Below are 14,237 nucleotides of genomic sequence, written 5' to 3' on the forward strand. Positions count from 1 at the left end.
TCATGAAGTTCACCGATGGATTCTGGCTCCCGCGGCCCGGCGTCGACGCGCGCTACGCGCAGGAGGCGTACGCGCTCGACGTCGAAGACGGCGAACTCGTCGTCGAGGCCCCCACCCGTGTGATCGCGCGCCGCGGCGACACGCTCAATCGTGCGCTGCTCACGGTCTCGCTCGCGAGCCCTGCCGAGGGCGTGATCCGCGTTCGGGTCGAGCACCACCGCGGTGCCCGGCATGATCGGGGCTTCGAGATCGCGACGGATGCCGCGCATCAGGCGCTCATCGAGGTCGACGAGTCGGGCGGCGTGGTCGACGCCGGCACCCTCCGTGCCCGCGTCGTGCGTGGTGCGCCCTGGAACCTGTCGTTCGAGCACGAGGGCGGCACCTACACGTCGAGCGGGCACAAGTCACTCGCGCACCTCAGCCTCGCGCCCGGTGCGCCGGTCGCGGCGGAGCCGACGGGTGTCACCGGCGTGACGAGCACTGGCCTCGCCGCGGCATCCGAGTACATGCACGCCCAGCTCTCGCTCGATGTCGGCGAGCTCGTCTACGGCCTCGGCGAACGGTTCGGCCCGCTCGTGAAGAACGGCCAGACCGTCGACATCTGGAACGCCGACGGCGGCACCTCGAGCGAGCAGGCCTACAAGAACGTGCCGTTCTACCTCACGAACCGCGGCTACGGCGTGCTCGTGAACCACGCGGGGCACGTCTCGTTCGAGGTCGGCTCCGAGGCCGTCGAGCAGGTGCAGTTCTCGGTGGCGGGGGAGTCGCTCGAGTTCTTCGTGATCGCCGGGCCGACACCGGCCGAGGTGCTCGACCGCTACACCCGCCTCACCGGGCGGCCCGCGATCGTGCCCGACTGGTCGTACGGGCTCTGGATGTCGACGAGCTTCACGACCGACTACGACGAGGCGACCGTCACCGAGTTCATCGACGGCATGGCCGAGCGCGACCTGCCGCTCAGCGTCTTCCACTTCGACTGCTTCTGGATGCGCGAGTTCCACTGGACCGACTTCGAGTGGGACCCGCGGGTCTTCCCCGACCCCGAGGGCATGCTCGCGCGACTGCACGAGCGCGGACTGCACGTGAGCGCCTGGCTGAACCCCTACATCGCCCAACGGTCCCGGCTGTACCAGGAGGGGGTCGACGGCGGCTTCCTCGTGCGCCGTGCCGACGGCACGGTGTGGCAGTCCGACCTGTGGCAGGCGGGCATGGCGCTCGTCGACTTCACGAACCCCGGCGCGGTCGAGTGGTACCAGCGGCACTTGCGCGGACTGATCGCGCAGGGCGTCGATGCGATCAAGACCGACTTCGGCGAGCGGATCCCGATCGACGTCGTCTGGCACGACGGCAGCGACCCAGAAGGCATGCATCACCGGTACACCCAGCTCTACAACCGGGCGGTCTTCGACGTGCTCGAAGAGCTGCGCGGCCCGGGCGAGGCGGTGCTGTTCGCCCGCTCGGCCACGGTCGGCGGCCAGAGCATGCCGGTGCACTGGGGCGGCGACAACTCCTCGTCGTTCGTGTCGATGGCCGAGAGCCTGCGCGGCGGTCTTTCGCTCTCGTTGAGCGGCTTCGGGTACTGGAGCCATGACATCGGGGGTTTCGAGGGCGACCCCGACCCGGCGGTGTTCAAGCGCTGGCTCGCGTTCGGGCTGCTGTCGAGCCATTCGCGCCTGCACGGGTCGACGAGCTACCGGGCGCCGTGGCGGTTCGACCGCGGCGACGAGGCTCCGGGGAAGAGCGCCGTCGAGGTGACCCGGCGGTTCGCGAAGCTCAAGCTTTCGCTGCAGCCCTATCTCGTGGCCGCCGGCCATGAGGCGCATCGCACCGGCACGCCGGTGATGCGCCCGATGCAGCTCGCGTTCCCCGATGACCCGGCGGTGGCCTACCTCGACCGGCAGTACCTGCTCGGACCCGACCTGCTCGTCGCACCCGTCTTCAGCGCGGAGGGCGACGTCGAGTACTACCTGCCGGCCGGTCGCTGGACGAACTGGTTCACCGGTGAGGCCGTCGATGGTGGCGGGTGGCGGCGGGAGCGGCACGACTTCGACACCCTGCCGCTGTGGGTGCGCGGCGGTGCCGTCGTGCCGCTCGTCGAGGAGGACGGCTCGCTCGGGGAGTTCCGCGGCTGACCGCAAGTTTCGGGCTTAGACTTCGAAACATGGAATCCGACGGCGAGGAGGGCCGCGTCACGCTCGCGAGCGTGGCCGAAGAGGCGGGCGTCAGCCTGTCGACCATCTCGAAGGTCCTGAACGGTCGGGCGGATGTCTCGCCGCCGACCCGTGCGCGGATCGAGCAGCTCCTCGCCGACCGGGGCTACCGCCGCCGCGGCGGTGGTCGGTCGGAGTCGAGGGCCGAGCTCATCGAGCTCGTCTTCCACGAGCTCGATCCGATCTGGTCGATGGAGCTCATCGGCGGGGTCGAGCAGGTCGCGAAGGAGCACGGGCTCAGCGTCGTGCTCACGGTGAGCGGCAGCCGGCATGCTCCCGACCCCGACTGGATCGAAGGCGTGATGCGGCGGCGGCCCGTCGCGATCGTCCTCGTCTTCTCAGAGCTCGCGCCCGAGTACCGCGAGCGTCTGCATTCCCGGGCCATCCCGTTCGTCATCGTCGATCCAGCCGGCGACCCCTCGCCCGATGCGCCATCGGTCGGCTCGGCGAACTGGTCGGGCGGCCTCGCCGCCACGCGGCACCTCATCGAGCTCGGCCACACGCGCATCGCCGCGATCACCGGCCCCGACGACATGATGTGCTCGCTCGCCCGGGTCGACGGCTACCGGTCGGCGATGAACTCCGCGGGCCTGCCGATCGACCCCGAATGGATCCGCTTCGGCGACTTCCACGTGAGCGGCGGCCGCGAGCGCGCCCGTGAACTGCTGGCACGGCCCGACCGACCCACGGCGATCTTCGCCGGCAGTGACATGCAAGCGCTCGGCGTCATGGAAGCGGCCCGCGAGCAGGGCATCCGCGTGCCCGAGGATCTCTCGATCGTCGGGTACGACGACATCCCCCTCGCGCGCTGGCTCACGCCTCGGCTCACGACCGTGCACCAGCCCCTGCGCCGCATGGGAGAGGAGGCGGCGAGGCTCGCGATCCGGCTGGCCGACGAGCGTGACGCATCGGATGCCGCGGCGACCCCGCCGTCGGCGGTGCCAACGCCTCGCATGGACCTCGCGACGAGTCTCGTCGTGCGCGACAGCACGGCGCCGCCGGCGATCAGCCCGGCGGAGCGTGCACGAGGCTGAGCCGGTCGAAATCGGCCCAGGCCGCCGGCACGGTCTTCTCTTCACGGGCCGGGGGCTCGTGGGCCGGGAACTCGTGGGCGGGGGGCTCGTCCACGACGAACACGCCGCCGACGACGCCGACGAACCCGCCGCCCTGGCTCGGGCTCAGCGGCGAGAGATCGGCCGAGCCGACCGCGATGCGGTGTTCGCCGAGTGCCACCGTGGCGACCACGTCGAAGCCGTCGATCTCGAGGGTCAGGCCGAGCCGGCCGGCCGGCGCCTCGGCATGGCCGCACGCCCGGTCGTCGCCGTCGACGTGGAGGGTGAGCTCCACCAGCCGTGCGTCGGCGCTCGCGCGCACGCCGAAGGTCAGGTAGCGGCGTTCCGAGAGACGCAGGGCGAGTCCGGCGATCAGCCCGGGTGCGGCGACATCCGGTACCTCGAGCACCGTCTCGAGCGATGCCGCGGGCTGCTCGAGGCGGAATCCCGCGAACGCGTGCGCGGCACGCTCGTGCAGTCGTCCCGAGGCGGCATGGAGGCGTAGATGCCCCGGCCGCTCGTCGAGTCGGGCCCTCGGCGAGCCGAGAGCGGAGCGCACCGTCACGAGTTCCGGATGCCGGTTCGGGGCGTCGAAGTCGTCGACCAGCGTCCGCTCCGGGATCGCGGGTGCGTCGGCCCACGACACCACGACCTCCTCGGACAACCGGCCGGTACCCGGTGCGAACACCGGCCAGCCGTCTTCGAGGGCGAGCGGAACCAGCCACGTCTCCCGGCCCTGCAGCGCATCGGCCCGGGCTGCGGTTCGGGTTCCGGCTCCGTCGAGCGGCAGCCTCCTCGTCGCGAGCACGGTCGCCCACCAGCCACCGCGACCGTCATCGACGAGGTCGGCATGGCCGACGTTCGCCACCGATGCTTCGCCGCCGAGGTGGCGATGGGTGAGCAGCGGGTTCGCGCGCGATCCGGTGAAGGGGCCGGTCGCGCCGGGGCCGCGCGCCGCGCTCACGGCGTGGTGGCGTTCGGTGCCGCCCTCGCTCGCCACGAGCAGCACCTCGTCGGCTCGACGGTAGAGGTGCGGTCCCTCAGCCCAGACCGCGCCGTCGACGGCGCCGTGCCAGACCACGTGCTCGTCGCCGACGAGCGACATCGTGCCGAGGTCGAGCTCCCGCACCCACACCTCGGTCTGCTCGGGCCAGTCGCCGGGCTCGGCGAGCCGGGTGCCGCACCACCACGCTCGTCCGTCGTCGTCGAAGAGGATCGAGGGGTCGATGCCCTGCGCATCCTCGATCCAGGCCGGATCCGACCACGGCCCTGCCGGGTCGGTCGCGGTCACCACGAAACTGCCCTGCCGCCCGTCGCCGCCGACGAGCGTGCACGCCACGAAGAAGCGGCCGTCGTGGTGGCGGATCGTCGGTGCGAACAGCCCGCCCGAGGCGGGCACCGTCGCAAGGTCGAGCTGATCATCGCGGTGCACCGCGTGCCCGATGAGCTGCCACTCGACCAGGTCGCGAGAGCGGTGCACCGGCAGCCCGGGGAAGTACTCGAAGGTCGAGGTCACGACGAAGAACTCGTCGCCCACCCTGCAGATGCTCGGATCGGGGTGGAACCCCGGCAGCACCGGGTTGCGCGCCGTGCTCACGGCGATTCGGCTCCGATCCGTTCGGCGATCCACACCGGATGCAGCGCCCGGGTGTGGTCGACGATGCGCACCGGCCCGGTCAGCTCGACGCGAGCCCGCAGTGGCAGCTCGCCGCTCGACCGTCCGAAGCCGAGCACGAGTTCCCCCGGTTCGACGATGCGCCGGCCGCCGCGGCCGGTGAACGCCGCGAGGTCGGCCGGCACCTCGACGCGCAGGCGCACGGATGCTCCGGGAGCGAGCTCCAGTCGCTGGAAGCCGATCAGTCGCTGCACCGGGCGCACCACCGACGCCACGGGATCGTGCAGGTACAGCTGCACGATGTCGGCCCCGTGGCGGTCGCCGACGTTCTCGACCGTGATCGACAGCTGCAGCGCGGCATCCGTCGTCGCCTCCGCGATCTCGATCTCGAGGTCGCGCCACGCGAACGCGGTGTAGCCGAGGCCGTGGCCGAAAGGGTAGCGGGCCGTCGGGTCGATGTTCGACACCTCGCTGCGACGGGCGAGCGTCGACGCCAGGTAGGTCGACGGCTGCGCGCCCGGGGTGGCCGGCACGCTGACGGGCAGGCGGCCGCTGGGGTTCACCCGCCCCGCGAGGATGGCGGCGAGGGCTCGAGTGCCCTCCTCGCCCGGGAAGAACGCCTGCACGATCCCGGCGGCGCGATCGGGCGCGGTGCCGAGCACGTACGGGCGGCCCGCGAGCAGCGTCAGCACGGTCGGGGTTCCGCCATCGAGCACGGCTTCGAGCAGCGCAGCCTGCGCGCCGGGCAGGTCGAGGCTCTCCGCGTCGCAGCCCTCGCCGCTCGTACCTCGGCCGAAGAGGCCGGCGCGGTCGCCGAGCGCGAGCACCACGACATCCGCGGATGCCGCGACCTCGACCGCATGTTCGATGCCGTCGGTCTCGCCGCCATCGATCGAGGTGCCCGACGCCACGGTGATCTCGGCGGCGGGGAACTCGGTGCGCAGCGCCTCGACGAGGGTCGGAAGCTCGATGCCGAGGCCGCTCTCGGGGTGGTGCACCCCGACGTGCGTCGGGAAGGCGTAGCAGCCGAGCACGGCGAGCGGGTCATCGGCGGTCGGGCCGATCACGGCGATGCGCGCCGGCGCGTCCAGGGGCAGCGTGCCGTCGTTCCGCAGCAGCACGATGGCCTGTTCGGCGATGCGGCGCGCGAGCGCGCGATTCTCCTCCGAGTCGAGATCGACGCTGCCCTTCGCGGCGCCGGCCGCGGCAGGTGCAGCGGGGTCGTCGAGCAGGCCGACCTCGATCTTCTGGGTCAACACCCGCAGGAGCGCCCGGTCGATGACCTCTTCCGCCATGCGGCCGTCGGCGATCGCGCGCACCAGGGGCTCGCCGAACGCGTGCACCGTGGGAAGCTCCACGTCGATGCCCGCCTGGAGTGCGGCCACGGCCGCGTCGCCCAGGCCGCCGGCCGTGCCGTGCAGCGTCTCGAGGAAGGCCACCGAGAAGTAGTCGGCGACGACGGTGCCCTCGAAGCCCCACGTCTCGCGCAGGAGGCCGGTGAGCAGCTCGCGATCGGCCGCGGTGGGCACGCCGTCGAGATCCGTGTACGCGTTCATCACGGAGCGCGGCTTGGCGTCGCGAACCACCATCTCGAAGGGCGGCAGCAGCACGTCGGCGAGCTCGCGTGCGCCGACCGACACGGGCGCCAGGTTGCGCCCCGCGCGAGACGCCGAGTATCCGACGAAGTGCTTGAGGGTCGCGACGATGCCGGATGCCTCGAGCCCCCGCACGTATGCCGTGCCGACGGTGCCGACGAGGTAGGGATCTTCGCCCATGGTCTCCTCGACACGGCCCCACCGGGCGTCGCGCACGACGTCGAGTACCGGCGCGAGCCCCTGATGCACGCCGACCGAGCGCATGTCGGCGCCGATGCGGTGCGCCATCTGCTCGATGAGCTCCGGGTCGAACGTGGCACCCCACGACAGTGGCACCGGATACGCGGTCGCACCGTACGCCGCGAAGCCGGCCAGGCATTCCTCGTGCACGAGCGCCGGAATGCCGAGCCTGCTCGACGCGACGATGCGCTCCTGCAGCCGCGCGAGCGACTGCGCTCCGAGTGCCGCATCGACCGGGGCGGTGCCGAAGGCTCGCGTGATCTGGCCGAGCCCATTGGGCAGCAGTGCATCGAGATCGACCGTGCCGCTCATCTCGTGCTGGTGCGGCGCCACGTCGGCGCCGTCATCCGAGGCGCCGATCCAGATGCCGTAGAGCTGGGCGATCTTCTCGTCGAGGGTGAGCGCCGTGATCAGCGCATCGGCTCGCGCCTGGGCCGGCAACGACCGGTCGCGCCATGGCTCGGGCGTCGCGGCATCCGCGGTCTGTGTCTGTGTCTGCGTCATCGTGCCGGCCTCTCGCGCGGTCGTGGAATCAGTGGTGGGCGCGACATCCGGGGTCGCGGCATCCGCGGTCTGGGTCTGCGTCGTGTTCGTCACCGGCTCGCTCATCCCTTCACCGCGCCGGTCAGGCCGCCGACGATGCGGCGCTCGAAGATGCTGAAGAAGATGAGGGCCGGAATCATCGACAACGAGGTGAACGCGAGCACCTTTGCCGTGTCGACGGAGTACTGGGAGGCGAAGGCCTGCACACCGAGCGGCAGCGTGAAGCTCGCCTCGTCGTTCAGGATGAACAGCGGAAGGATGTAGCTGTTCCAGCTCGCGATGAAGGCGAGGATGCCGACGGTGATGACACCGGGCAGTGCCAGCGGCACCACCATCCGCCAGAAGAAGCCGAGCCGCGAACATCCGTCGATCGAAGCCGCCTCCTCGATCTCATCGGGAATGGCGCGCAGGAACGGCACGAGGATGATGATCGTCGCCGGCAGGGCGAACGCGATCTGGGGCAGGATGATGCCGGCCATGGAGTTCATCAGGCCGAGGTTGCGCACGACGAGGTAGAGCGGTGTGATCGCCACCGTCATCGGGAACATCAGGCCCGCGGCGAAGACCGCGTACAGCACGCCGCGCGCACGGAATCGGTACCGGGCGAGCACATAGCTCGCCATGAGACCGAGGGCGACGACGCCGAGTGTCGTGGCGACCGCGGCGACGGTGGAATTGGCCACCTCGCCCCAGAAGGTCGTGCTGGCGAGCACCTCGGCGTAGTTCTTCCCGACCCACGGCGCAGGCAACCCCGACGGATCGGCGGTGATCTGCGCATTCGTGCGGAAGCCGCCGACGATGATGTACAGGATCGGCGCCAGCATGAGCGCCACGACGACGAGGGCGCCGAAGTAGATGGCGGGGCTGCCCCAGGGCAGCCGGCCGTTGCCGCGGGGCCGTCTGGCCCGCGGAATGGCGATGGCGGATGCGGTCATCGCTCGCTCCGTTCGGTGAGGGCGCCCGCCGTGTCACGGCGCAGCACGTAGCGCTGGTAGATGAGGGCGACGATGAGCGAGATGACGAAGAGCACGACCGCCACGGCGTTGCCGTAGCCGAAGTTGCCGGCATTGCGCCCGTTGGCCACCATGTACGTCGCCATCGTCGAGGTGCCCGCGGTCGAGGCGATGTACTGGCCCCAGATGATGTACACGAGGTCGAACAGCTGCAGCGACCCGATGATCGACAGGAACGCCCAGATGCGCAGCGTCGGTCCGAGCAGCGGGAGCGTGATGCGTCGCTGGATCTGCCAGTACGAGGCGCCGTCGATCTGCGCGGCTTCGGTGAGCTCCTGCGGGATGCCCTGCAGGCCGGCCAGGAAGAGGATGACGGCGAAGCCGATGTACTTCCAGGTGATGATGCCGAGCAGGGTCCAGATTGCCAGGTCGGGGTTCGAGAGCCAGTCCTGGGCGAGTCCGCCGAGTCCAATCTTCTCGAGCAGCCCGTTGAGTGCACCGTCGCTCTGGAGCATGAGGCTCCAGCCCGTGCCGACGACGACCTCGGCGAGCACGTAGGGCACGAAGATGAGCACCCGGATCAGCGACTGCCCGCGCATCGGGCGATTCAGCAGGAGCGCCAGGAGCAGCGCCAGCGGCCCCTGCAGTACGAGCGACATCACGACGATGACGGCGTTGTGCCAGAGCGCCTCGTGGAACGTCGGATCCTGGAAGATCGTCACGTAGTTCTGCAGCCCGACGAAGTCGGTCGGGGGACCGTAGCCCTTCCACCGGAAGAACCCGTAGTAGCCGGCCATCACGACCGGGAAGATGACGAAGCCGAGGAAGACGACGAGGGCCGGGCCGACGAGCACGGCGATCTCGACGGCCTTCCGCCAGTCGGCCCCGCCGCGACGCGCTGCCGGCGTCGTTGCGGCGGTGGCGGCCGCGCGGGCCGGGGACGACGACTCGTCCCCGGCCCGCGCGCCGTCCGCCGATGCTCGCCTCGTCGTCGGAGAGCTGGTGCGAACGCTCATGCTGGGCGGGCCTCAGCCCTTCTTGATGGCGTCTTCGACGGCGTCGACGATGCCCTGGGCGTCGCCCTTGCCCGCGAGCAGGTCGACGACGCCGACGTTCAGCGCGTTGCCCACGTTCTGGCCGAGCAGGGTGTCGAGCCATACCGAGACGTACGGCGCGTCGTTGTACGAGGCGAGCACCTCCTGCAGCGCAGGATCGGTCACGACGCCCTGTGCGTCCTTGTTGGCCGGGAGGGTCACGAAGGCCTCCGCGTAGGCCTCCTGCTGTTCCTTCTGCGAGGCGAACTCGAGGAACTCGGCGCACTCCTTCGGCGCGTCGACGAAGCAGCTGTACCCGTCGACACCACCCATCATCGCGCCGGCGCCGCCGTCGCCGCCGTCCACAGCGGGGAAGGGGAACCAGCCGAGGTCGGCGAGCGGCTGCTCGTCGGGCGTGAGCGACGCGATGACTCCGGGATCCCAGGCGCCCATGAGTTCCATGGCCGCCGAGTGGTTGGCCAGCAGGCCGGCGGAGGAGCCGGCGCCCTGCTGGGCCGTGGTGGTGAGGAAGCCGTCGTTGAACGGCTCGGTGGCCGCGAAGTCGGCGAGGTCCTCACCGGCGCGAAGGAAGCACTCATCGCTGAAGCTCGGGTCCGATGCGAGCTCGGCCACGACCTCCTGCGAGCACTCGCGGAGCACGAAGAAGTAGTACCAGTGAGCTGCCGGCCAGGCGTCCTTGGCTCCCAGCGCGATCGGCGCGACGCCGGCGGCCTTGAGCTTGTCGACGCCGTCGCTCAGCTCGTCGAACGTGGTCGGCGTTTCGGTGATTCCGGCCTGGGCGAACAGGTCCTTGCTGTAGTAGACGCCGCCCGGCAGCACCGACGAGGGCACGCCGTAGATCTTGTCGTCGACCGAGAGCGCGGCGAGGGATGCCTCACCGAGGGCGGCCTTGGTGTCATCCGAGAGCGCATCCGTGAGGTCCTGCACCTGGCCGGCCTCGACGACGGCCGCGAGCTTGCCACCGCCGCGGGCCATGAAGATGTCGGGCGCGTCGCCGGAGTTCAGCGCGGTCTGCAGCTTGCCGTCCATGTCCTCGTTCTGGATGGCCTGGATCTCGATCACGACGCCGGGGTGCTCGGCCTCGAAGTCGTCGGCCGTCTGCTGCCAGTAGGCCTTGCCGTCGCCGGTGGTGGAGTTGTGCCAGAAGGTCAGTTCGACCGAGCCGTCGTCTCCTGCGTCGCCGCCGCCGGCGCTGCACCCGGTGAGGGCGGTGAGCGCCAGTGCGGCCACAGCTCCCAGCGTGACGAGCCGTGTGGTGCTGCGTCTGTTCATCATTGAACCTCTCGAAAGTTTCGACGCCCGCGTCGAAAGTGGTCTGGACGTGTCGAATAGTACGTGGCTTCGCATTTGGGGTCAAGGGCAACATATTCGGCGCGGCGTAGCTCAGCCCACCGGCGGCGCCCCTAGAGTGGTCGCGTGGCAGAACGGGACGGCACCCTCGACGGCGTGCATCGCCGAAATCTCTCGAAACTCCTCGGGTTCGTGCACCTCGACGGGCCACTCTCGCGAGCCCGCCTCACCACGCTGACCGGATTGAATCGCTCGACGGTTGCCGCACTCGTCGGCGAACTCGTCGAGCTCGGCCTCGTGGTGGAGCGCGCGCCCGACCCGACCAATCGGGTGGGGCGGCCGTCGCCCGTCGTCGCGGCCGATCCGCGAGTGCTCGCCCTGGCGATCAACCCCGAGGTCGATGCCGTCACGATCGCGGCCGTCGGCCTCGACGGCTCGGTGCCGCGGCGCGAACGCATCGAGGTCGACCGTCTGCTGGCGCCCGAAGACGTGGCGGCGCTCGCTGCCGAGACGCTCGCGCGCTGGCGCACGACCGAGCTTCGGTCATCCCGGTTCGTCACCATCGGCCTCGCCGTGCCGGGCCTCGTGCGCGCCGTCGACGGCATGGTGCGCCTGGCGCCGCACCTCGGGTGGGCGGATGCGCCGATCCGCACGCTCGTCGAGCAGGCGACGGGCCTGCCCGTCACGGTCGGCAACGACGCGAGCCTCGGCGCCGTCGCCGAGCATCTCTTCGGCGCCGGTCGCGACGTCGACGACCTCGTCTACCTCAACGGCGGCGCGAGCGGCATCGGCGGGGGCATCGTGCTCGGCGGTCGCCTCGTGGGCGGCGCGGGCGGCTATGCCGGCGAGTTCGGCCAGAACCGTCCGGGCATCGCCACGACCGAGGACCGGCGCGCCGACGGCGGGGTGCTCGAAGACGAGGTCAGCCGGTCTCGACTGCTCGAGGTCGCCGGACTCGGCAGCGCCGACGAGCCGACCCTCGCTGCGGCGCTCGCCGACTCCGCTCGACCCGAGGTCGCGGGCGAGCTCGCGCGTCAGCGCCGCATCCTCGCGACGGCGCTCGCGAACGCGGTGAACGCGCTGAACCCGTCACTCGTCGTGCTCGGTGGATTCCTCGCGACCGTCGCCGGCAGCGATCCCGGCGCCCTCGAGGGGGAGGTCGGCGAGCAGGCCATGCCGGCGGCATTCGAGCACCTCACGATCCGCGTCGCTGCCCTCGGCGAAGACCGGCTCATGATCGGCGCGGCCGAGGCCGCATTCTCGCCGCTGCTCGCCGATCCGCTCGGCCGTCCCTGACCCCGCCCTTGAAGGGCGCGACACGCCTCCGCTCCTGAATCGCTGCAGGTGATGATCGCCGAGGCATTGCGCCGGGTGCCACCTGAACCGTTACACTTGTCTCTTGTCGAATCGATTCGAGGGTGGTGCCGGCCGCCCCGAATCCACGCATGACGATGTCGCGAGGCACCGTCGATGCCTTCCATCGGTGCCCGAGGGCGCGCGCCGTCTCCAGCCCACGCACGATCCCGCACAGGAACACGCATGTCCTCCACCGCTTCCATCCCCATCATCCGTCCCGACGACTACGACCGCCCCGCTCACCCGGGTGATCGGCTCACGAGCCGCCAGCGACTCGTCTACGTGCTCGTGCTCGGCGCGCTCACGGCGCTCGGCCCCTTCACGATCGACCTCTACCTGCCCGCCTTCCCGGTGCTGCAGAGCGAGCTCGGCGTCTCCGCCTCGGCCGTGCAGCTCACCCTGACCGGCACCATGGTCGGCTTCGGCCTCGGACAGCTCATCGTCGGGCCCTGGAGCGACAAGGTCGGGCGGCGGCTGCCGCTCATCCTCGCGACGGCGCTGCACATCGCGGCATCCGTTGCGGCCGCGTTCGCGCCCGACATCGTGTGGCTCTCGGTCTTCCGTCTGCTCCAGGGATTCGGCGCCGCGGCCGGCGGTGTCGTCGCCATGGCCATGGTGCGCGACCTCTTCGGCGGCAAGCCGCTCGTGCGCATGCTCTCGCGCCTCGCGCTCGTCAACGGCCTCGCCCCGGTGCTCGCGCCGGTCATCGGTTCGCAACTGCTGCAGGTCATGGACTGGCGCGGCATCTTCGTGGTGCTCGCGATCTACGGCGCGGTCGTCGTGGCCGCGGTCGGCTTCTTCATCGTCGAGACGTTGCCGCCGGCGCGCCGTCATGTCGCCGGGCACTCGACCCTGCGCGATCGCTACGCGGCGCTCTTCCGCGACCGCGTCTACCTCGGTGCTGCGCTGATCGGAGGCATGACGTTCACCGGCCTCTTCGGGTATCTCTCGACGTCGTCATTCCTCTTCCAGGATCTCTACGCATTCACCGCGCAGGAGTACGGGCTGCTCTTCGCGGTCAACTCCGTCGGCATCATCATCGGCGTGCAGGTGAGCTCCCGGCTGATGCGCGGGCCCGTGCAGCCGCAGTGGATCCTCGCGATCACGACGGTCGTGCACCTGGCGATGGCGGCGACGATCATGGTCCTCGACAGCTCGGGCGGGGGATTCTGGGGCACGGCGATTCCGCTGTGGTTCTACATCCTCGCGTGCGGTTTCTCGTTCCCCGCCGTGCAGGTGCTGGCGCTCGCGCACCACGGCGCCGAGGCGGGCACCGCTGCATCACTGCTCGGAGCCCTGAACTTCGGGCTCGCCGGCGTGATCTCGCCGCTCATCGGGCTCATGGGCGTCGGTAGTGCCGTGCCGATGGCGTTCGTGATGCTGCTCGCGGCCCTCGTCGCGATCGCGGCGCTCTGGGGTCTGGTTCGCCCGAAGACGGTACCGCCGCTCAGCGACTGATCGACCGAGCGGCGCAGCTCGCGGGCGGATGTCGCTGCGCCGGCGTCGCGGCATCCGCCCCGTACTCTGCGCGCAACCCTGAATCGGATACCTCGGCGGGATGACGCGGTCGCCGCCCCACCGCCGGTAGCGTGAGGGGATGACGCCCGAGACTCCCGAGACCTCCCAGAAGTCCCGCGCCGTACGCGTCGCTCGCCGAGTGCCGCTCATCGCCGGCGGCGCGGCGGTGGTGATCGCCGGGCTGCTCGGACTCCTGCTCACGGTGCGTTCAGGTGCACTGCAGCTCGAGATCGACGAGGAATGGGCCGAAGAGGTGCTCGACCTTCGCGGCCCGGTCGGCGACGTGTTCGCGTACGCCATGAACGCCCTCGGCGGCGGCATCATCGGCGTCTTCGTCGTGCCGATCGGGGCCGCCCTGCTCCTCCTGCTCCTGCGTCGGCCGTGGGCGGCGCTGTACTTCATCGTGGCGTTGGCGGTGAGCGCCGGCGTGGTGCAACTGCTGAAGGGCCTCTACGCGCGACCGCGGCCGGAGGACATGATCGTGGCGTCGGACTTCGGTTCATTCCCCTCGGGGCATGTCGCCAACGCCGCGACGATCGCGGTCGTCGTGGGCGTGATCGTTCCGCGGGTCTGGGTCTGGGTGCTCGGCGCCGTGTACACCGTGCTGATGGCGATCAGCCGCACGTACCTCGGGGCGCACTGGGTGACCGACACGATCGGGGGAGCACTCGTCGGAGCCGGCGTCGCCCTGCTGCTCTTGGCGGCCTTCGCCTACCCGCTCGAACGCGAGCGCATCGCATGGGGCGAGCGCCGAAGGGCCTGACCCAGACCGTTCGATTCGGCGCGAGCCGCTGAGTGCGTGCCGCTGGG

10 protein-coding genes are annotated in these 14,237 nt (G+C 70.7%); 5 read left to right on the forward strand and 5 right to left on the reverse strand.

Annotated features, from left to right (window positions below):
- Positions 1–2 precede the first annotated feature (2 nt).
- Both yicI and AC6CH0_RS09815 read left to right on the forward strand, forming a co-directional pair.
- Entirely contained in the window at positions 3–2,132 is a 2,130-nt protein-coding gene (gene yicI, locus AC6CH0_RS09810) for an alpha-xylosidase (protein WP_498100183.1), read from the forward strand.
- 29 nt (positions 2,133–2,161) lie between these two features.
- Positions 2,162–3,244 carry a LacI family DNA-binding transcriptional regulator gene (locus AC6CH0_RS09815; protein ID WP_498100185.1) on the forward strand — a complete coding sequence of 361 codons (1,083 nt, stop codon included), beginning with the start codon at positions 2,162–2,164 and terminating at the stop codon, positions 3,242–3,244.
- Here AC6CH0_RS09815 and AC6CH0_RS09820 read toward each other — a convergent pair.
- The 5 genes from AC6CH0_RS09820 to AC6CH0_RS09840 all read right to left on the reverse strand — a co-directional run bounded on the left by AC6CH0_RS09820 (position 3,216) and on the right by AC6CH0_RS09840 (position 10,535).
- Positions 3,216–4,859, reverse strand: coding sequence for a glycoside hydrolase family 43 protein (locus AC6CH0_RS09820; protein WP_498100187.1), 1,644 nt, complete (start codon positions 4,857–4,859; stop codon positions 3,216–3,218). The genes AC6CH0_RS09815 and AC6CH0_RS09820 overlap by 29 nt on opposite strands.
- Positions 4,856–7,216 carry a beta-xylosidase/alpha-l-arabinosidase gene (locus AC6CH0_RS09825; protein WP_498101096.1) on the reverse strand — a complete coding sequence of 787 codons (2,361 nt, stop codon included), beginning with the start codon at positions 7,214–7,216 and terminating at the stop codon, positions 4,856–4,858. The genes AC6CH0_RS09820 and AC6CH0_RS09825 overlap by 4 nt, the downstream gene beginning before the upstream one ends.
- 101 nt (positions 7,217–7,317) lie before the next feature.
- A complete protein-coding gene (locus AC6CH0_RS09830) occupies positions 7,318–8,190 on the reverse strand; it encodes a carbohydrate ABC transporter permease (RefSeq protein ID WP_498100189.1) in 873 nt (290 codons plus the stop codon).
- Positions 8,187–9,224: a carbohydrate ABC transporter permease gene (locus AC6CH0_RS09835; protein ID WP_498100191.1), complete on the reverse strand. Its 1,038-nt coding sequence runs from the start codon at positions 9,222–9,224 to the stop codon at positions 8,187–8,189. Before AC6CH0_RS09835 ends, AC6CH0_RS09830 begins: the two co-directional genes overlap by 4 nt.
- 12 nt (positions 9,225–9,236) lie before the next feature.
- The gene (locus AC6CH0_RS09840; RefSeq protein ID WP_498100193.1) at positions 9,237–10,535 is read right to left on the reverse strand and encodes an extracellular solute-binding protein; all 1,299 of its coding nucleotides are present in this window, start codon (positions 10,533–10,535) and stop codon (positions 9,237–9,239) included.
- Positions 10,536–10,679: 144 nt separating this feature from the next.
- On the opposite strand from AC6CH0_RS09840, the gene AC6CH0_RS09845 reads away from it, so the two are divergent.
- From AC6CH0_RS09845 to AC6CH0_RS09855, 3 genes are all read left to right on the forward strand, one after another.
- On the forward strand, positions 10,680–11,849 hold the full coding sequence (locus AC6CH0_RS09845) for an ROK family transcriptional regulator (protein WP_498100195.1): 1,170 nt from the start codon (positions 10,680–10,682) through the stop codon (positions 11,847–11,849).
- 243 nt (positions 11,850–12,092) lie between these two features.
- The gene (locus AC6CH0_RS09850; RefSeq protein ID WP_498100197.1) at positions 12,093–13,367 is read left to right on the forward strand and encodes a multidrug effflux MFS transporter; all 1,275 of its coding nucleotides are present in this window, start codon (positions 12,093–12,095) and stop codon (positions 13,365–13,367) included.
- 139 nt (positions 13,368–13,506) lie between these two features.
- Positions 13,507–14,190, forward strand: a complete 684-nt coding sequence (locus AC6CH0_RS09855) for a phosphatase PAP2 family protein (RefSeq protein WP_498100199.1) — start codon at positions 13,507–13,509, stop codon at positions 14,188–14,190.
- The last annotated feature ends 47 nt before the right edge of the window (positions 14,191–14,237 follow it).

It is taken from the genome of Agromyces sp. GQ35, from assembly GCF_059758475.1.

Excerpts from the sequence above, each read along its gene's own strand:
- yicI (WP_498100183.1), top strand. The coding sequence starts at position 3 with ATGAAGTTCACCGATGGATTCTGGCTCCCGCGGCCCGGCGTCGACGCG.
- AC6CH0_RS09815 (WP_498100185.1), top strand. The coding sequence starts at position 2,162 with ATGGAATCCGACGGCGAGGAGGGCCGCGTCACGCTCGCGAGCGTGGCC.
- AC6CH0_RS09825 (WP_498101096.1), bottom strand. The coding sequence starts at position 7,216 with ATGACGCAGACACAGACACAGACCGCGGATGCCGCGACGCCCGAGCCA.
- AC6CH0_RS09830 (WP_498100189.1), bottom strand. The coding sequence starts at position 8,190 with ATGACCGCATCCGCCATCGCCATTCCGCGGGCCAGACGGCCCCGCGGC.
- AC6CH0_RS09835 (WP_498100191.1), bottom strand. The coding sequence starts at position 9,224 with ATGAGCGTTCGCACCAGCTCTCCGACGACGAGGCGAGCATCGGCGGAC.
- AC6CH0_RS09840 (WP_498100193.1), bottom strand. The coding sequence starts at position 10,535 with ATGAACAGACGCAGCACCACACGGCTCGTCACGCTGGGAGCTGTGGCC.
- AC6CH0_RS09850 (WP_498100197.1), top strand. The coding sequence starts at position 12,093 with ATGTCCTCCACCGCTTCCATCCCCATCATCCGTCCCGACGACTACGAC.
- AC6CH0_RS09855 (WP_498100199.1), top strand. The coding sequence starts at position 13,507 with ATGACGCCCGAGACTCCCGAGACCTCCCAGAAGTCCCGCGCCGTACGC.